The 15,612-nt window shown below is 66.4% G+C and carries 19 protein-coding genes and 1 other RNA gene; 7 read left to right on the top strand and 13 right to left on the bottom strand.

All coding sequences use genetic code 11. The annotated features are described in order from the left end of the window. The first annotated feature begins 38 nt into the window (after positions 1-38). The 3 genes from DDE75_RS05280 (at position 39) to rnpB (ending at position 1,438) form a co-directional block, all read left to right on the top strand. Positions 39-380, top strand: a complete 342-nt coding sequence (locus tag DDE75_RS05280) for a hypothetical protein (RefSeq protein ID WP_162798905.1) — start codon at positions 39-41, stop codon at positions 378-380. A gap of 4 nt (positions 381-384) precedes the next feature. Next, positions 385-1,020: an N-acetylmuramoyl-L-alanine amidase gene (locus DDE75_RS05275; RefSeq protein ID WP_108501299.1), complete on the top strand. Its 636-nt coding sequence runs from the start codon at positions 385-387 to the stop codon at positions 1,018-1,020. A gap of 44 nt (positions 1,021-1,064) precedes the next feature. Continuing rightward, an RNA gene (gene rnpB, locus DDE75_RS05270) (RNase P RNA component class A) lies at positions 1,065-1,438 on the top strand. A 4-nt stretch (positions 1,439-1,442) separates the two neighbouring features. Here the strand turns inward: rnpB and DDE75_RS05265 are convergent. The 5 genes from DDE75_RS05265 to nth form a co-directional block, all read right to left on the bottom strand. Next, positions 1,443-1,886, bottom strand: a complete 444-nt coding sequence (locus DDE75_RS05265; protein WP_108501298.1) for a hypothetical protein — start codon at positions 1,884-1,886, stop codon at positions 1,443-1,445. 91 nt (positions 1,887-1,977) lie between these two features. Continuing rightward, complete coding sequence (gene mltG / locus DDE75_RS05260) at positions 1,978-3,159, bottom strand: endolytic transglycosylase MltG (RefSeq protein WP_170310926.1); 1,182 nt, start codon at positions 3,157-3,159, stop codon at positions 1,978-1,980. Then, positions 3,159-4,421: a beta-ketoacyl-ACP synthase II gene (fabF, locus tag DDE75_RS05255; protein ID WP_108501373.1), complete on the bottom strand. Its 1,263-nt coding sequence runs from the start codon at positions 4,419-4,421 to the stop codon at positions 3,159-3,161. Before fabF ends, mltG begins: the two co-directional genes overlap by 1 nt. A gap of 165 nt (positions 4,422-4,586) precedes the next feature. After that, on the bottom strand, positions 4,587-5,594 hold the full coding sequence (locus DDE75_RS05250) for an adenosine kinase (RefSeq protein ID WP_108501296.1): 1,008 nt from the start codon (positions 5,592-5,594) through the stop codon (positions 4,587-4,589). Further along, positions 5,591-6,253 carry an endonuclease III gene (gene nth / locus DDE75_RS05245; protein WP_108501295.1) on the bottom strand — a complete coding sequence of 221 codons (663 nt, stop codon included), beginning with the start codon at positions 6,251-6,253 and terminating at the stop codon, positions 5,591-5,593. Before nth ends, DDE75_RS05250 begins: the two co-directional genes overlap by 4 nt. Positions 6,254-6,489: 236 nt before the next feature. Here nth and DDE75_RS05240 point away from each other — a divergent pair, with 236 nt between their 5' ends. Next, positions 6,490-7,158, top strand: a complete 669-nt coding sequence (locus DDE75_RS05240; RefSeq protein ID WP_108501294.1) for a YiaD family glycine zipper/OmpA-like lipoprotein — start codon at positions 6,490-6,492, stop codon at positions 7,156-7,158. A 132-nt stretch (positions 7,159-7,290) separates the two neighbouring features. On the opposite strand, the gene DDE75_RS05235 is transcribed toward DDE75_RS05240, so the two are convergent. The 5 genes from DDE75_RS05235 to DDE75_RS05215 form a co-directional block, all read right to left on the bottom strand. Then, positions 7,291-7,854, bottom strand: coding sequence for a F0F1 ATP synthase subunit B (locus DDE75_RS05235; protein WP_108501293.1), 564 nt, complete (start codon positions 7,852-7,854; stop codon positions 7,291-7,293). Beyond that, on the bottom strand, positions 7,851-8,483 hold the full coding sequence (locus DDE75_RS05230; protein WP_108501292.1) for a F0F1 ATP synthase subunit B': 633 nt from the start codon (positions 8,481-8,483) through the stop codon (positions 7,851-7,853). Before DDE75_RS05230 ends, DDE75_RS05235 begins: the two co-directional genes overlap by 4 nt. Positions 8,484-8,556: 73 nt before the next feature. Then, on the bottom strand, positions 8,557-8,793 hold the full coding sequence (locus DDE75_RS05225; RefSeq protein WP_042244507.1) for a F0F1 ATP synthase subunit C: 237 nt from the start codon (positions 8,791-8,793) through the stop codon (positions 8,557-8,559). Positions 8,794-8,881: 88 nt separating this feature from the next. After that, a complete protein-coding gene (locus DDE75_RS05220) occupies positions 8,882-9,631 on the bottom strand; it encodes a F0F1 ATP synthase subunit A (RefSeq protein WP_245894629.1) in 750 nt (249 codons plus the stop codon). A gap of 2 nt (positions 9,632-9,633) precedes the next feature. Further along, the gene (locus DDE75_RS05215) at positions 9,634-9,981 is read right to left on the bottom strand and encodes an AtpZ/AtpI family protein (protein ID WP_108501290.1); all 348 of its coding nucleotides are present in this window, start codon (positions 9,979-9,981) and stop codon (positions 9,634-9,636) included. 214 nt (positions 9,982-10,195) lie between these two features. Between DDE75_RS05215 and DDE75_RS05210 the strand changes: the two genes are divergently transcribed. The 3 genes from DDE75_RS05210 to DDE75_RS05200 are packed head-to-tail and all read left to right on the top strand — an operon-like array spanning position 10,196 to position 12,340. Then, complete coding sequence (locus tag DDE75_RS05210) at positions 10,196-10,555, top strand: ArsR/SmtB family transcription factor (RefSeq protein WP_108501371.1); 360 nt, start codon at positions 10,196-10,198, stop codon at positions 10,553-10,555. After that, positions 10,536-11,420 (top strand): PfkB family carbohydrate kinase, encoded by an 885-nt coding sequence (locus DDE75_RS05205; RefSeq protein WP_108501372.1) that lies wholly within the window; start codon positions 10,536-10,538, stop codon positions 11,418-11,420. Before DDE75_RS05210 ends, DDE75_RS05205 begins: the two co-directional genes overlap by 20 nt. A gap of 5 nt (positions 11,421-11,425) precedes the next feature. Beyond that, entirely contained in the window at positions 11,426-12,340 is a 915-nt protein-coding gene (locus tag DDE75_RS05200; RefSeq protein ID WP_108501370.1) for a pseudouridine-5'-phosphate glycosidase, read from the top strand. Here the strand turns inward: DDE75_RS05200 and DDE75_RS05195 are convergent. The 3 genes from DDE75_RS05195 to prfB are packed head-to-tail and all read right to left on the bottom strand — an operon-like array spanning position 12,337 to position 15,579. Beyond that, on the bottom strand, positions 12,337-13,401 hold the full coding sequence (locus tag DDE75_RS05195; protein WP_108501289.1) for a patatin-like phospholipase family protein: 1,065 nt from the start codon (positions 13,399-13,401) through the stop codon (positions 12,337-12,339). The genes DDE75_RS05200 and DDE75_RS05195 overlap by 4 nt on opposite strands. A 16-nt stretch (positions 13,402-13,417) precedes the next feature. Next, entirely contained in the window at positions 13,418-14,404 is a 987-nt protein-coding gene (locus tag DDE75_RS05190; RefSeq protein ID WP_108501369.1) for an aldo/keto reductase, read from the bottom strand. A 47-nt stretch (positions 14,405-14,451) separates the two neighbouring features. Next, the gene (prfB, locus tag DDE75_RS05185; RefSeq protein WP_108501288.1) at positions 14,452-15,579 is read right to left on the bottom strand and encodes a peptide chain release factor 2; all 1,128 of its coding nucleotides are present in this window, start codon (positions 15,577-15,579) and stop codon (positions 14,452-14,454) included. Positions 15,580-15,612 lie beyond the last annotated feature (33 nt).

Below are 15,612 nucleotides of genomic sequence, written 5' to 3'. Positions count from 1 at the left end.
GTCTGGAACCTGGTATCGGAGGCATGATGCGCGGCTGGTTGATCTTATCTGTGCTGGCCGTCGCCGGCTGTGGGGAACACCGGGGCTGGAACCCGAACTATCGGTTCGAGGACAACGCATACGGCAAGTATCGCACCGCGCGCGAGGCGGCGCTGGTCGCAGGCACCGCGCCCGCGATGACGATCCCGGTCGCGCGTCCGTTCTACAGCCCTTCGCCCGCCAAGATCGCGGGGCAGGATCCGGTGCCGGTTCCCGCGACCATGGGACTGCCCGCGACCCAGCCCGCGGCGGATGGCAAGGTCAAGGCGGTGGTGGTCAGGACGACCGTGCGCGACCCTGACGCGCCGATCCCGATCGTGTCGCCGGACATGATGCCCTGATCCCATGGACGGTCCCAGCCCGAACCACGGCGACCGCCGCGGCCAACGGCCCCGGCTGATCGTCCTGCATTACACTGGCATGGCGGATGCAGCCTCGGCCCGCGCCCGCCTGTCGGACCCCTTGGCCGAGGTCAGCGCCCATTGGCTGATCCACGAGAATGGCTTCGCCGACATGCTGGTGGCCGAAGATCGCCGCGCCTGGCACGCAGGCGACGGCAGCTGGCAGGGCCAGCCCGACGTCAATTCCCGCAGCATCGGCATCGAGATCGCCAACCCCGGCGACCGCCCCTTTGCCGCGCGACAGATGGATACGTTGGAAAACCTGCTGGGCCGCATCATGAGCCGCTGGCAGATCGGCCCCGAGGGTGTCATCGCCCATTCCGACATGGCCCCCGGCCGCAAGGTCGATCCCGGCCCGCGCTTCGATTGGGAACGCCTGGCGCGACAGGGGCTGGCGATCTGGCCCTCGGACCGGCGCGGGCCTGCCCTGCCCCTGCACGAATGTCTGACCCGTATCGGCTATCCCGATGTGGATCCCGCCAAGCGGCTGGCCGCCTTTCGCCTGCGATTCCGCCCTTGGGCGCATGGTCCCGAAAGCGATGAGGACCGCCGCATCGCCGCCAGCCTGCTGCCGGTCTAATCCATCATTGACGCCGCATTATATCCCCGCCATACCGACCGCGCGCGGAGGGCTGGATGACCGCGGCGGTTCGCCCGTCGAGGAAAGTCCGGACTCCATGAGGTGATGGTGCCGGGTAACGCCCGGCGGGGGCAACCCCAGGGAAAGCGCCACAGAGAACAGACCGCCTGTCTTCGGACCGGTAAGGGTGAAACGGTGAGGTAAGAGCTCACCGGGGGGCTGGTAACAGCGCCCGCATGGCAAGCCCCACCAGGAGCAATGCCGAATAGGGATCGCGCGCGGCGCAAGCCGCAGGGCCACCTTGCCCCAGCAGATCCGGGTAGGCAGCTAGATCCGTCCGGTAACGGACGGACCAGAGGAATGGTCATCCAGCCGCGCAAGCGGTGGACAAAATCCGGCTTACAGGCCCTCCGCGCGTTTCTTCAGGTCTTCTTCGTCTTGTCGGTCTCGGCGCGGGCCTCGGTGGCCTTGGCGATGGCATTGGTCGCCTCGTCCTGCATCTTCTGGGCAAAGCTGACCATCTGCGCTGCATAGGCCTCGGACCAAGCGGCGAAATCTCCGCCCTTCATCTTGCTGGCGGATTCACGCATCTCCTCGCCGCGGGCCTTCATGGCGGCGAACTGATCCTCCCAGGACTTCTGCATGTTCTCCCACTGGGCGCGGGCCTGATCGCCGGCCTGGTCGAAGTATTCCTTCATCTGGCGCTGCATCTGTTCCTGACGCTCGGCCGCCGATTCCTGCCATTTCCTGATGCCGGCCATCATCTCGTCGTTGCGGGCGGTCATTTCCGATTGCCAGTTGGCCGAGCGTTCCTCGAACATGCGGGCGTTCTCGGCAAGGCTGGAAAACATGTCGGACAGTTTCATGCGTGTTCCTCCATCAGCGTCGGGCCAATGAAAAAGGCCCCCGAACGCAAGCCTGCGTCCGGGGGCCGTTTTTGTCAAATGCCGATGGCGCTTACTGGTCGGTCTGCACCGGACTGTCGGTCGGCAACCCGCGCGAGCGTTCGATCTCGCGCCAGCGGGCGACGGCGGCATTGTGTTCGTCCAGCGTGCGCGAGAACTGGTGCCCGCCCGAACCATCCGCGACGAAATAGATGTAATCCGTCTCGTCGGGGTTCAGCGCCGCATTGATCGCCGCGCGCCCGGGGTTGGCGATGGGCGTCGGCGGCAGCCCGTCGATGCGATAGGTGTTGTAGGGCGTTTCGGCGTTCAGTTCCGACCGACGCAACCCGCGGTCCAGGATGCCCTGCCCGTTCGTCACGCCATAGATCACCGTCGGGTCCGTCTGCAGGCGCATGCCCTGACGCAGGCGGTTCACGAAGACGCTGGCCACCTGTGGACGTTCACCCGCCACGCCGGTTTCCTTTTCCACGATCGAGGCCATGATCAGCGCCTCCTCGGGGGTGTCATAGGGCAGACCGAAGGGGCGCGCCTCCCATTCGGCGGCCAGGATATCGGCCTGACGCTTGGCCATATCGGCCAGGATCGCGTTGCGGTCGGCGCCCTTCTTCAGCAGGTAGGTGTCGGGGGCCAGGCTGCCCTCGGCCGGCGTCTCGGCGATATCGCCGGTCAGGAAGCTGGCCGCGTTCAGCGCCTGCACGACCTGCCAGCTTGTCACGCCCTCGGCCATGACCAGCGACAGGCGGACGTCGGCCAGTTCCTCGGCGTCGGCGATGGGCTGCGGACGCTCCTCGGCGCCGGGGACATAGCGGGCCATCTCCTCATAGGCGCCGGTTTCGGGGTTCATGTCGCGCAGCAGCACGGTGTTCTCGCGCACGCCGACGCGGACCAGAACCTCGGTCCCGCAGGTCGAGGGGCCGCCCGCCGTCACCGTATCGACGATCTGTTCCATGCTGGCATTGGGCTGCATCAGAAAACTGCCGAACTTCAGATCGCGCGACTTGCCAAGGTAATCGGCGCCCGCGCGAAAGATATAGGCGTTCGAGATCGCGCCCTGCTCGGCCAGCCGGTTGCTGACCGCGTTCAGGCTGGCACCGGGCGCGATCTGCACGCATTGCGCAACATCGCTTGGTCCGGGACCGCTGAACTCCGACTTGCCCCAGGCGATCAGCCCGGCCAAGGCCGCCAGCAGCACGATCGCCAGCGTCAGAAAATTCGAGGCGATGTTGCGCCAGATCATTCGGCGACCTTCCCCATGACCAGGCTGGCGTTGGTGCCGCCGAAGCCGAAGCTGTTGGACAGGACGACGTCGACCTTGCGGCGGACGGCGGCATTGGCGGCCAGGTCCAGCTTGGGCGTGACGGCGGGGTTGTCCAGGTTGATCGTCGGCGGGCAGATCTGGTCACGGATCGCCAGAATGCAGAAGATCGCCTCGACCGCACCGGCGGCCCCCAGCAGGTGGCCGATGCTGGATTTGGTCGAGGACATCACCGCGTTCGAGGCATGATCCCCCAGCAGGCGCTCGACCGCACCCAACTCGATGGTGTCGGCCATGGTGCTGGTGCCATGGGCGTTGATGTAATCGATCTGCGAGGGATCGACCTTGGCCGAACGCAGCGCCGCCTGCATGGCGCGGAAACCGCCATCGCCATCTTCCGACGGGGCGGTGATGTGATAGGCATCGCCCGAGAGGCCATAGCCCAGCACCTCGGCATAGATCTTGGCGCCGCGCGCCTTGGCGTGCTCGTATTCCTCCAGCACGACGACGCCCGCGCCCTCGCCCATGACGAAACCGTCACGGTCGGCGTCATAGGGGCGGCTGGCCTTGGTGGGATCGTCCTCATGCTGGGTGGAGAGCGCCTTGCAGGCGTTGAAGCCCGCGATGCCGATCTCGCTGATGGGGCTTTCCGCACCGCCCGCGACCATCACGTCGGCATCGCCCAGCATGATCATGCGGGCCGCATCGCCGATGGCATGGGCACCTGTCGAACAGGCCGTCACCACCGCGTGGTTCGGCCCCTTGAAGCCATAGCGGATCGACACCTGACCCGAGATCAGGTTGATCAGCGCGCCCGGGATGAAGAAGGGCGACACGCGCTTGGGCCCGCGCTCCTTGATCAGCACCGCCGTTTCCGCGATCGAGGTCAGCCCGCCGATGCCCGAACCCAGCATCACGCCGGTGCGCAGGCGGTCTTCCTCACCCTCGGGCATCCAGCCGGCATCCGTCACGGCCTGATGGGCCGCCGCCACGCCGTAGAGGATGAAGTCGTCGACCTTGCGACGATCCTTAGGGGCCATCCAGTCGTCGGGGTTGAAGGTGCCGTCCGTGCCGTCGCCGAAGGGGATCTCGCAGGCGTATTTCGTCACCACATCCTTGGCGTCAAAGCGCGTGATCGGTCCCGCGCCCGATTTTCCGGCCAGTATCCGTTCCCAGGTCGCTTCCACGCCCGAGGCCAGCGGCGTGACCATTCCCAATCCGGTGACAACAACCCTGCGCATCGGCATTTCCTTCAGCTCTTCGCAAATTTCCAACCTGATACACGCGCCGCGCCAGCCGCGCAACGTCACGAAGCCGAGATCGACGGCAGCGACAGGACGGCAGCGACGGGGCGGGACAGCGGGGGGTCCGGGGGGCCGGCCCCCCGCCCGTCGCGGGACGCAAACTCAGATCAGCCCCTCGGCCCGGAACTCGGCCATCACGTCACGCTCGGGGCGTGCGCCGACATGGGCGATAACCTCGGCGGCGGCGATGCAGCCCATGCGGCCCGCGACCGCCAGCGGATGCCCCATCGCCAGACCATAGATCAGACCTGCGGCAAACTGGTCGCCCGCCCCCGTCGCATCGACCGGCACGACCTTGTGGACGGGGGCCGTCACACGCTCGCCGTTGCGGATCAGGATGGCATCCTCGCCCGAGCAGGTGCAGATCACCGTCCCGCAATCGGCGGCGGCAAGGCGCAGCGCCTCCTCCAGATCCTCGACCTGGTAGAGCGAGGTCCACTCGTGGATGTTGCCGATGACGTAATCCATCGGACCGGCGACCAGTTTGCGGAAATCCTCGCGGTGGCGGTCGACGCAGAAGGGGTCCGACAGCGCGATCCCCGCCTGCCCGCCCGCATCGTGGCAGGCCTTCGCGGCCTTCAGGAAGGCGTCCTTCCCTTTCGGCTTGTCGAACAGATACCCCTCAAGGAACAGCCAACCCGCGCCCTGAAAGACCGAAGGGTTCACATCCTCGGGGCCCAGCTCGGCGGAAATCCCCAGATAGGTGTTCATCGAGCGCTCGCCATCCGGCGTCACCATGATCATGCTGCGCGAGGTCGGCAGCTGATCGCCCCCCACCGGCGGGTTGACAAAGACCGTGCCCGCAGCCTCGGTCTGCTCGGCATAGGACAACCCAAGCGCGTCCTCGGCGACCCGCCCGATGAAGGCGGTCTTGAGGCCCAGCTTGCCGATCCCCGCCAGCGTGTTCGCCACCGATCCGCCCGGGATCAGCCGCGCCCGAGCGCCGCTGCCCAACTGACCCTCGGCGGCCATCAGCTCGTTCGAGCGGTCCAGATCGACCAGCTGCATGATGCCCTTCTGGATGCCAAGCGCCGCCAGGCGATCCTCGGCAACGGGGGCGATCACATCCATCACGGCATTGCCGATCCCGATCACATAGGGGGTGGTCATTGGGTCTTCTCCTCATAGGGGCACAGGTCGGCGATCGGACAGATCGCGCAGCGGGGCCGTCGGGCCTGACAGATATAGCGGCCATGCAGGATCAGCCAGTGATGCGCATGGACCTGGAAACGGGCGGGGACATGGTCCTCGATGGCGCGCTCGACCTCGTCGACGTCCCGGCCGGGGGCGATGCGGGTGCGGTTGCCGACGCGGAAGATATGCGTATCGACCGCCTGCGCGGGATGGCCGAAGGCGCAGGACAGCACCACATTCGCGGTCTTGCGGCCCACGCCCGGCAGGCTCATCAGGGCGGCGCGGCTGTCGGGAACCTGGCTGTCATACTGATCGACCAGGATCTGCGACAGCGCCATCACGTTCTTGGCCTTCTGCCGGAACAAGCCGATGGTCTTGATATGCTCGGTCACGCCCTCCAGCCCCAGGGCCAGCATCTTTTCGGGCGTGTCGGCCACCGCGAACAGCCCGCGCGTGGCCTTGTTCACCCCCACATCGGTCGCCTGCGCCGAAAGCGCGACCGCCACGACCAGCGTGAAGGGGTTTACATAGTCCAGCTCGGTTTCAGGCGTCGGATCGGCGGCCTGGAGCCGCTCGAAGATCGCGACCTGATCGGCGAAGGGCAATGCGGCAGGGGGTTTCTTGGGATTGGCCATGCAGATGCTTTTGACCGCCCCGCCCCGGCAATGCAAGCGCAGGACATATCCTATGCCCCGCTGTCCTGAATGTGACACCATTTCAGGGCATTCAACGAAACATTGACTTTCTTTCGCGCCGGAACTGCGACAGCGTGCCACGCGTTAGCTGCGTATCCCGGAATCGGGAACGCCATCAGAACATCCGCGCGCCGGCGTCCCTCGCATGGTCGCGCAGTCAGAGGAAAGGGAGCCCGATGAAACTCCGCACAACGTCCCTCCTTGCCGCCTCCAGCCTGCTGGTCCTTGGGGCCTGCGCCGATACCGGCATGATGGGCACCACCGGCGGCGACAACACCCGCACCAAGCAGGGCGCCTTGGCCGGTGCCGCAGTGGGCGCCATCTATGGCGCGACCCGCGACGACGACAGCAACAACCAGGGCCGCGATGCTGCACGCGGTGCCATCATCGGTGCGGCAGCGGGCGCCTTGGCCGGCAACATTCTTGACCGTCAGGCCGCGGCGCTGAAATCCTCGATCTCGAACCCGAACGTCCAGATCGTCAACCACGGCTCGTACCTACAGGTCGTCCTGCCCGAGGGCATCCTGTTCGCCACCGACAGCGCCGCCGTTTCGGGTCCCGCCCAAAGCGACCTCTATGCCGTCGCGCGCAACCTGAACCAATATCCCAACAGCCGCGTCGAGGTCATCGGCCATACCGACAACACCGGTGCCGCAGCCTACAACCAGGATCTGTCGCAGCGCCGCGCGCAATCGGTCGCGGGCATCCTGGCAGCCGCCGGTGTCTCGCAGAGCCGCCTTGCCGCCACGGGCCGCGGCATGACGCAGCCGGTCGCCTCGAACGACACCCCCTCGGGCCGCGCCCAGAACCGCCGGGTCGAGATCATCATTCGTCCGACCCAGTAATCTGGCAAACCACCGACGTGAAGAAGGCCGGGCCATTGCGCCCGGCCTTTTTCCATGCCGGAGGCCCGGACAGGAAAAAGCCCCCGGTGCCTTGGGCATCGGGGGCTTTGAAAGGCGATCCGTGGTTGCGGATCAGTTCAGGCGGCGTGCCACGTCTTCGATGGCATCGTCGATCCCGGCCGAGCGCTGGCCCGCGTTCACCTGACGCATCAGGATCTCGGAGGCGGCGGCGACGGCGGTTTGCACGGCGCGGTCACGCACGGCGCGAACCGCATCGTTTTCGGCGCTGGTGATCTGATCCTGCGCACCCTGAAGGCGACGCTCGATCGAGGTGGCCAGATCTTCCTTGGCCTTGGCAGCCTGTGCCTCGGCCTCGCGCTTGGCGTTGGCCACGATCTGATCGGCCTGCGTCTTCACTTCGCGCTGGCGACGCTCATAGCTGGCATAGATCTCCTGCGCTTCCTCGCGCAAGCGACGTGCCTCGTCCAGATCGTTGCGGATGCCGTCGGCACGCTTGTCCAGCAGGCCGCCCAGCAGAGCGGGGACCTTGAAATAGACCAGCACGCCGATGAACACGATGAACGCGATCAGGACGATGAAGTTCGTGTTGCGCAGCGAGAAGAACGGACCGGTCGCCGCAGCGGCAGGACCGGCCGCCAGTGCGGCAGCAGCGGCGATTGCGAACAAACGGGTCATTGCACGGCCCCTTTCATGCGGTCCTCGACGGCAGCCGAGACTGCGGCGTCATCGGCATTACCACCGAAGCTGGCGACCAGCTGCGCGGTGACGTCGCGAGCAACTTCGCGGGCGCTTTCGTCGGCCGATGCACGGATCTCGCGGATGCGCGCCTCGGACTCCGCGGTGCGGGCCGAGATCTCGGCGTCGGCCTTGGCGATGGCTGCGTCCAGCTCGGCCTGGATCTCGGCGCGGTTCTGCGCGACGATGGCCTGGGCTTCGCTGCGCGCGTCGGCCAAGGCCTTGTCGTAAGCTGCCTCGGCCTCCTTGGCCTTCTGCTTGAATTCTTCTGCGGCCATCAGATCGCCGGTCACGGCACCCTGACGATCCGACAGGACCGACGCGATGCGCGGCAAGGCGATCCGCGACAGCACCAGATAGAGAACCACCAGCGTGACGACCAGCCAGAAGATCTGGTTGCCGAAGGTGGCGATATCCAGCTGCGGAAGGCCCGCGGCTTCGGCGGCATGGCCCGCTGCATCGACCCCGTGGGTCGCGGCATCGGCGCCGTGGGCTGCTTCGTCGTGAACGACGACGCCCTCAGTGGTTTCGACCGCGGTGTGGGCGGCCTCTTGCAACAGGCTGAACATATCCTACCCCATGGCCTTGAATATCACGAAGGGGTGGGGGTTGCCCCCACCCCGCCGCAAGGATGGCGATGGATCAGACCGCGAACATCAGCAGAAGCGCGACGAGGAACGAGAAGATCCCCAGTGCTTCGGCGAATGCCATACCGATGAACAGCGTGGCGGTCTGGCCGGCTGCTGCCGACGGGTTGCGCAGGGCGCCTGCCAGGAAGTTGCCGGCAACATTGCCCACACCCAGAGCAGCCATGCCCATGCCGAATGCGGTCAGGCCGACGCCGATGTACTGGCCCAGTTCTCCGATATTGCCTTCCATGGTATTTCTCCTTGCGGTTGGAAGTTTGGCTTTAAACTTGTTGAAGCGGTCTCGGAATGACACCGCCCGGGGGCCGCAGCCCGTCACCTCAGTGCGACGGGTGCAGCGCATCCTTGAGGTACACGCAGGTCAGGATGGTGAAGACATAGGCCTGCACGAAGGCGACAAGCACCTCGAAGGCATACATCCCGACGACCGCGATGATTGCGACGGGGGCGACAGCGGCGATGGCTGCGAACCCTGCGAAAACCTTGATGACGGCGTGACCGGCGATCATGTTGCCGGCCAGACGAATGGACAGCGACAGCGGACGCACGAAGTAGCTGATCACCTCGATGACGGCCAGGATCGGACGCACGGCCAGCGGAGCCGAGCGGACCCAGAACAGGTCAAGGAAATGCGTGCCGTTCTTGATGAAGCCGATTGCCGTCACGCCCAGGAACACCGCCATCGCCAGCACGCCGGTGACGGCGATATGCGAGGTGACCGTGAAGGCCATCGGCAGCAGGCCCAGCAGGTTGGCAAAGACCACGAACATGAACAGCGTCAGGACATAGGGGAAGTAACGCAGACCGTCCTTGCCCGAGATGTCCTCGATCATCTTGTAGACCAGGCCGTAAGCCATCTCGGCCATCGACTGCGCGCGGTTCGGCACGATGGCACGGCCACGGGTGCCCAGAACCAGCAGCGCGATGGCGGCAAGCGCGGTCAGCGCCAGCCACAGCGTCACGTTGGTCGGGGTGTACCAGTGAACCTCGCCAGCACCGAACAGCGGCTTGACGATGAACTGGTCCATAGGGTGGAATTCAAGGCCGCCGCCAGTCGCTTCCGTCGCCACGATCAATCCCTCTCGTCACTGCCCGGCTGGTCGCCGGATTTCCTGTCAAGCTCGGCCGCGGTGCGCATCATGGATTTGACGCCGGCCGCAAGACCGAAGAATATGAAAAGGACCATCAGGAAGGGCTTGGTGCCCAACAGATAGTCCAGCCCGTAACCGACCGCGAAACCCAGCCCCAGGCCGGTCACGAATTCGATCACCATCCGCCAGGCCAGATTGGCCTGTTCGTATTTCCCCATCGGGTTCGGACCCGACGGCTTGGGCGCCTTTGCGGCAAGCTTGGCTTCCAATGCGGCCAGACGTTCGGCATCCGCCGCCCTGTCCCTGTCGCCTTGGGGCCCGCTGGCCATCTTTCACGCCCTCGTGTTCGTTGGGCGTTGTCTAGGGGCAAGGGCCGCCCAAGTCAAGCGCGCGCAAGATTATTTCAAGCCATTGAAATCGCGTTATTATCCTAGTGACAGGATTCATCCGCACGGGTTGCAATCCCGCCGCCGCCCCGACATTATTCAACCGCCCGGTTGAGCATCACCGCTCGGGCCGCGTCCCAGTATGACAGGCGATCCCATGACCCACCTGCCCCAGACCGACCGGCTGGACCTGATCTTCGCCGCGCTGGCCGACCCGACGCGGCGCCGCGTCCTGTCGATGCTGCTGGAAGACGACATGGCGGTCAGCGATGTGGCCGCGCCATTCGACACCAGCCTTGCGTCGATCTCGAAACATCTGGCGGTGCTTGCAGCCGCCGGTCTGATCCGGCAAGAGCGGCGCGGCAGGATCACATGGTGCAAGCTGGACCCCGACGGGATGCGCGGCGCCTCGGTCTGGATGCAGGGCTTCGGGCAGTTCGACCCGATCGACCTGGATGATTTCGAACGGTTCCTGGAAACCGAGCTGAGGGATGATGATGACCGACAAGCACCCTGATATCCTGTGCATCGGCGCGATGCTGTGGGACGTGATCGGACGCGCACCGCGCCGCATGGCCCAAGGCGCGGATGTTCCCGGCCGCATCAGCCACATCCCCGGCGGCGTTGCGCTGAACGTGGCTGTGGCGCTGGCGCGTTGGGGGCTGACGCCCGCCGTGCTGTCCGCCGTGGGCCGCGACCCCGAGGGCGAGGCGCTGACCGCCGAGGCCGCCCGTCTTGGCGTGCGCACCGATTGGCTGACCCGCGATACCGGCCTGCCGACCGACTGCTATATGGGCATCGAGGACAGCGAGGGCCTGATCGCCGCCATCGCCGACGCCCACAGCCTGGAGGCCGCGGGCGACACCATCCTTGCGCCCTTGGCCGACACGCTGGCCAATTGGACCGGCCCCGTCGTCCTGGACGGCAACCTGACCGAGGAGCTGCTGGCCACCATGTCGCGCGACCCGCGACTGGCCGGTGCCGATCTGCGCGTCGTGCCCGCCAGTCCCGGGAAGGCCGAACGGCTTGAGCCGCTGATCGCCGCCCGCCGCGGCTGCTTCTATCTGAACCGGCTCGAGGCCGAGATCCTGGCCGGACGCGCCTGCCCCGATGCCGCCACCGCCGCGCAGGCCGTGGTGGCCCGTGGCGCGGCCCGCGTGCTGGTCACCGACGGCCCGCACAGCGCGGCGGATGCCTTGGCGAACGGCCCGACGCTGGTCGTGACCCCGCCGCGCGTCACCGTGGCCCGCGTCACCGGCGCGGGCGACTGTTTCCTTGCCGCCCATCTGGCGGCCGAACTGAAGAACCAGCCGCGCGATGCGGCTTTACGGCAGGCGGTCGAGGCCGCTGCCGCGCATGTCTCTGGAAAGGACGTTCCGTGACCACCATGACCGATGCCCCCATGACCTTCGCCCCCGAAGTGGCCGAGGCGCTGAAAGCCGGACGCCCCGTCGTCGCGCTGGAATCGACCATCATCACCCATGGCATGCCCTGGCCGCAGAACCTGGAAATGGCCCAAAAGGTCGAGGATACCATCCGCGAAGGCGGTGCCACCCCCGCCACCATCGCCGTCATGGGCGGGCAGATCCACATCGGCCTGACGACCGAGGCGCTGACCGCGCTTGCGCAGACGCCCTCGGATCAGGCCATGAAGCTGAGCCGCGCCGATCTGGCGGTCTGCCTGGCCAATGGCCGCACGGGCGCAACCACCGTCGCCGCCACGATGATCTGCGCCGAACTGGCGGGCATCAAGGTCTTTGCCACCGGCGGGATCGGCGGCGTGCATCGCGGGGCGGAACTCAGCTTCGACATCTCGGCCGACCTGCAGGAACTGGGTCAGACGGCCGTGACGGTCGTCGCCGCCGGTGCCAAGGCCATCCTGGACCTGCCCAAGACCTGGGAAGTGCTGGAAACGCTTGGCGTGCCGGTCATCGCCTATGGCCAGGACGAATTGCCGGCCTTCTGGTCGCGCGCCTCGGGAATCAAGGCGCCGCTGCGGATGGACAGTGCGACCGAGATCGCCGCCGCCGCCGCGATGCGCGCCCGCTTGGGCGTCAAGGGCGGCCAGCTGGTCTGCAACCCCATCCCGGCCGAGCATGAGATCACCCGCGACGTCATCATGCCGGTGATCGAGCAGGCCCTGTCCGAGGCCGAGGCGCAGAAGATCGCTGCCAAGCAGGTCACGCCCTTCCTGCTGCAGCGCATCTTCGAACTGACCGAGGGCCGCTCGCTGGCCTCGAACATCGAACTGGTGCTGAACAACGCGCGGTTGGCCGCGGCCATCGCGAAGGCCATGGCCTAATCGAAGGGGGTCGGCGGGAAGAACTGCGACAGATCGAAACTGTCGCTGACATTCAGCTTGTCGGCGTGATCGGTCAAGAAACGATCCGCCGCCGCCTGCCCCGCCGTCTTCATTGTGGCCAGCATTCCCGGACCCGGCATCAGCTTGGTCCGGGCCGTCAAATCCACCATCAGCGCATCATCATCGATCAGGTGGACCAGCACGTTCTTCATCCTGTCGGGTTCGACGCGACCCTCCTCGATCAGCCGCTTGACGAAGTTCACGGCGCGCAGCTGCCCCATCAGCGATGAATTGAAGCTGATCTCGTTCACGCGGTCGGCGATCTCGACCGGAGTGCGGGGAAGGACGTCGCGCATCAGCGGGTTCAGCGCCACGATCATCACGTCGCGGGGAAAGCGGGTCGCATAAAGCGGGAACAGCGCCGGATTGGCCGAATAGCCTCCGTCCCAATAGGCCTCGGTCAACCCGGTCACAGGGTCGGTCAGCTCGACCGCCTGGAACAGCGTCGGCAGGCAGGCAGAGGCCATGACCGCCTCGGGCGTGGCATCCGCGCCGGTGAAGACGCGGACCCGCCCCGTGCGCACGTTGGTCGCGGCGACGAAAAGCGCCGGTCCCGCTTGACCGGTGAAATCAGGATGAGGCAACCCCCGCAGCAGCCCCCCAAGCGGATTGACGTAAAGCGGGCCGTAATCATAGGGGCTGAAGATGCGCGTCAGATTGTCCAGCCATGCGGCGGGCGAGACCATCTGCGTCCAGCGCTGCATTCCACGCGGCATGGGCATCAGCGATTGCATCCAGCGGATGACGCGGTTGTCGCTCATGGTGCCGACCTCGGACCAGAGGGCGTCCAGATTGCACCGCGCCGCCTCACGGCCCGCGCGGCCACGGTGCGCCGCCAGCCCCGCCTTCAGCGCCGCCCCGTTCAGCGCCCCGGCCGAGGCCCCGCTGACCGCCGCGATCTGCAGCCATGGTTCGTCCAGCAGCCGGTCCAGCACGCCCCAGGTAAAGGCGCCATGTGCGCCCCCGCCCTGAAGCGCCAGGTTCAGATGCTTGTCGTCCATGGCCATGATCCCATCCTCAGCAATAGCTTTCCGGCCCGACGGCCATCGCGCCACCATAGCGCGGCCCATGCGCCCAGCCAGCAGGCAACAGGCCGTCGATGCGCGTCAACTGTTCTTCGGTCAGGTCCAGCTGCGCCCCGCGCGCCAGTTGCCGCCAATGCGCGATGTCGCGCGACCCGGGCAGCGCGATGACATGGGGCGCGCGCGACAGCACCCATGCGATGGCAAGGCTGGCGGAGCTTTCGCCCATGTCACGGGCCAGATCACCGAAGGCCCGCAGGCGGATCAGGTTCCGCGCCCAGTTTTCGGGCTGGAAACGCGGCATGGTCGCACGCAGATCGCCGGGCGCGAAAGCCGCAGGATCGGGCGGCATGTCGGCGAATGCACCGCGGCCCATGGGCGAAAACGCCACCATGGCCGCACCGTGGCGCGCGCAGGCATCGACCAGCCCCAGTTCCGGCTGACGCGTCCAGAGCGAATATTCAGACTGCACCGCCGCCACCGGTCCCACCGCCGCCGCGCGTTCCAGCGTGGATGGCGCAACCTCGGACAGGCCGATGGCGCCGATCTTGCCCTGATCCCGCAGGCGCAGCAGGGTCTGCATCGTTTCCTCGATCGGGTGGTCGGCCTGACGGCGGTGAACGTAATACAGATCGACACGCTCGACCTGCATCCGCTTCAGGGACGCTTCCAGCGCGCGGGTCAGATAGGCGTCGCTGTTGTCGAAAGGGTGGTCCGGCTGTCGTGTGATGCCGCCCTTGGTGGCCAGCGTCACGCGGTCGCCATGGGTCTTCAGGAAACGCGCCAGCAGCTCTTCGGCCCCGCCCGCGCCATAGACGTCCGAGGTGTCGATATGGTCGATGCCCATGTCCACGCATTCGGCCATGCAGCGCAGGCTGGCATTGGGGTCGGCGGGACCATAGGTGCCAAGAAAGTTCATCGTGCCAAGCGCGACCGCACCCACCATCGGGCCGCCCTGCCCCAATTGCCGCTTTTGGATCATGCGCACCCCCGAAATGAAAAGGGCACCCGCCGGGGTGCCCTGTTGGATCAATCCTCGCCCTGCGCCTCGGCGCGGGATTTCCCGGCCACGTCTAGGGCCAGCGTGGCGGCCATGAAGCGGTCCAGATCGCCGTCCAGCGTGCCTTGGGTGTCGCTGGTCTCCTCTCCGGTGCGCAGGTCCTTCACCATCTGGTAGGGGTGCAGGACATAGGACCGGATCTGGTTGCCCCAGCCCGCATCGCCCTTGGCGGCGTGCTGGGCGTTGATCTCGGAATTCCTGCGGTCCAGCTCCATCTGGTACAGGCGCGACTTCAGCGCGGCCATGGCGTTGGCGCGGTTCTGGTGCTGCGACTTTTCCGAGCTGGTCACCACGATGCCGGTCGGGATGTGCGTGATCCGCACCGCCGAGTCGGTGGTGTTGACGTGCTGGCCGCCCGCGCCCGAGGACCGATAGGTGTCGATGCGGATGTCGCGGTCTGCGACCTCGATCTCGATGTTGTCGTCGACGACCGGATAGACCCAGACCGAACTGAAGCTGGTGTGACGACGCGCGGCGCTGTCATAGGGGCTGATGCGGACCAGGCGGTGAACGCCCGATTCCGATTTCAGCCAGCCATAGGCGTTGTGGCCGGTGATCTTGTAGGCGGCACTGCGGATGCCCGCCTCATCGCCCGAGGTCTCGGACAGAAGCTCGACCTCATAGCCCTTCTTCTCGGCCCAACGCACATACATGCGCGCCAGCATCGAGGCCCAATCGCAGCTTTCGGTGCCGCCTGCGCCTGCGTTGACTTCAAGGAAGGTGTCGTTGGCGTCAGCCTCGCCGTTCAGCAGGGCCTCAAGCTCCTTCTGGGCGGCGAGTTTCGCCAGTGCCTTCAGGTTCGCCTCGGATTCGGCGACCAGATCGGGGTCGCCCTCCATCTCGGCCAATTCGACCATCTCGGCATTGGCCGCAAGATCGCCCTCGATCCGGCGATAGGTGTCGATGGCATCGGACAGCGACTGGCGGTCGCGCATCAGCTTCTGTGCGCGGGCGGGGTCGGACCACAGATCGCCATCCTCGATCATGGCGTTCATCTCTTCCAGGCGATGGGGCGCGGTCTGCCAGTCAAGGCGCTGGCCCAACAGGGTCAGCGAACGACGGATGGCCTCGATGGTGGACTGCGTTTCGGCGCGCATGTGCGGGCTCCCTTCGGTCTGGCGTCAGGTCCG

Source organism: Paracoccus indicus, assembly GCF_003056335.1.
Classification (GTDB): domain Bacteria; phylum Pseudomonadota; class Alphaproteobacteria; order Rhodobacterales; family Rhodobacteraceae; genus Paracoccus; species Paracoccus indicus.
Note: the sequence above shows the minus strand (reverse complement) of the source record. Positions and strands in the feature narration are given on the sequence as shown.

What these genes read in the sequence shown, in the direction of transcription:
- DDE75_RS05265 (WP_108501298.1), bottom strand. Translation starts at nt 1,886, where the DNA reads ATGAAACTGTCCGACATGTTTTCCAGCCTTGCCGAGAACGCCCGCATG.
- fabF (WP_108501373.1), bottom strand. Translation starts at nt 4,421, where the DNA reads ATGCGCAGGGTTGTTGTCACCGGATTGGGAATGGTCACGCCGCTGGCC.
- DDE75_RS05250 (WP_108501296.1), bottom strand. Translation starts at nt 5,594, where the DNA reads ATGACCACCCCCTATGTGATCGGGATCGGCAATGCCGTGATGGATGTG.
- DDE75_RS05215 (WP_108501290.1), bottom strand. Translation starts at nt 9,981, where the DNA reads ATGGCCAGCGGGCCCCAAGGCGACAGGGACAGGGCGGCGGATGCCGAA.
- DDE75_RS05200 (WP_108501370.1), top strand. Translation starts at nt 11,426, where the DNA reads ATGACCGATGCCCCCATGACCTTCGCCCCCGAAGTGGCCGAGGCGCTG.
- DDE75_RS05275 (WP_108501299.1), top strand. Translation starts at nt 385, where the DNA reads ATGGACGGTCCCAGCCCGAACCACGGCGACCGCCGCGGCCAACGGCCC.
- DDE75_RS05225 (WP_042244507.1), bottom strand. Translation starts at nt 8,793, where the DNA reads ATGGAAGGCAATATCGGAGAACTGGGCCAGTACATCGGCGTCGGCCTG.
- prfB (WP_108501288.1), bottom strand. Translation starts at nt 15,579, where the DNA reads ATGCGCGCCGAAACGCAGTCCACCATCGAGGCCATCCGTCGTTCGCTG.
- DDE75_RS05230 (WP_108501292.1), bottom strand. Translation starts at nt 8,483, where the DNA reads ATGTTCAGCCTGTTGCAAGAGGCCGCCCACACCGCGGTCGAAACCACT.
- DDE75_RS05205 (WP_108501372.1), top strand. Translation starts at nt 10,536, where the DNA reads ATGACCGACAAGCACCCTGATATCCTGTGCATCGGCGCGATGCTGTGG.
- DDE75_RS05235 (WP_108501293.1), bottom strand. Translation starts at nt 7,854, where the DNA reads ATGACCCGTTTGTTCGCAATCGCCGCTGCTGCCGCACTGGCGGCCGGT.
- DDE75_RS05190 (WP_108501369.1), bottom strand. Translation starts at nt 14,404, where the DNA reads ATGATCCAAAAGCGGCAATTGGGGCAGGGCGGCCCGATGGTGGGTGCG.
- DDE75_RS05195 (WP_108501289.1), bottom strand. Translation starts at nt 13,401, where the DNA reads ATGGACGACAAGCATCTGAACCTGGCGCTTCAGGGCGGGGGCGCACAT.
- nth (WP_108501295.1), bottom strand. Translation starts at nt 6,253, where the DNA reads ATGGCCAATCCCAAGAAACCCCCTGCCGCATTGCCCTTCGCCGATCAG.
- DDE75_RS05210 (WP_108501371.1), top strand. Translation starts at nt 10,196, where the DNA reads ATGACCCACCTGCCCCAGACCGACCGGCTGGACCTGATCTTCGCCGCG.
- DDE75_RS05240 (WP_108501294.1), top strand. Translation starts at nt 6,490, where the DNA reads ATGAAACTCCGCACAACGTCCCTCCTTGCCGCCTCCAGCCTGCTGGTC.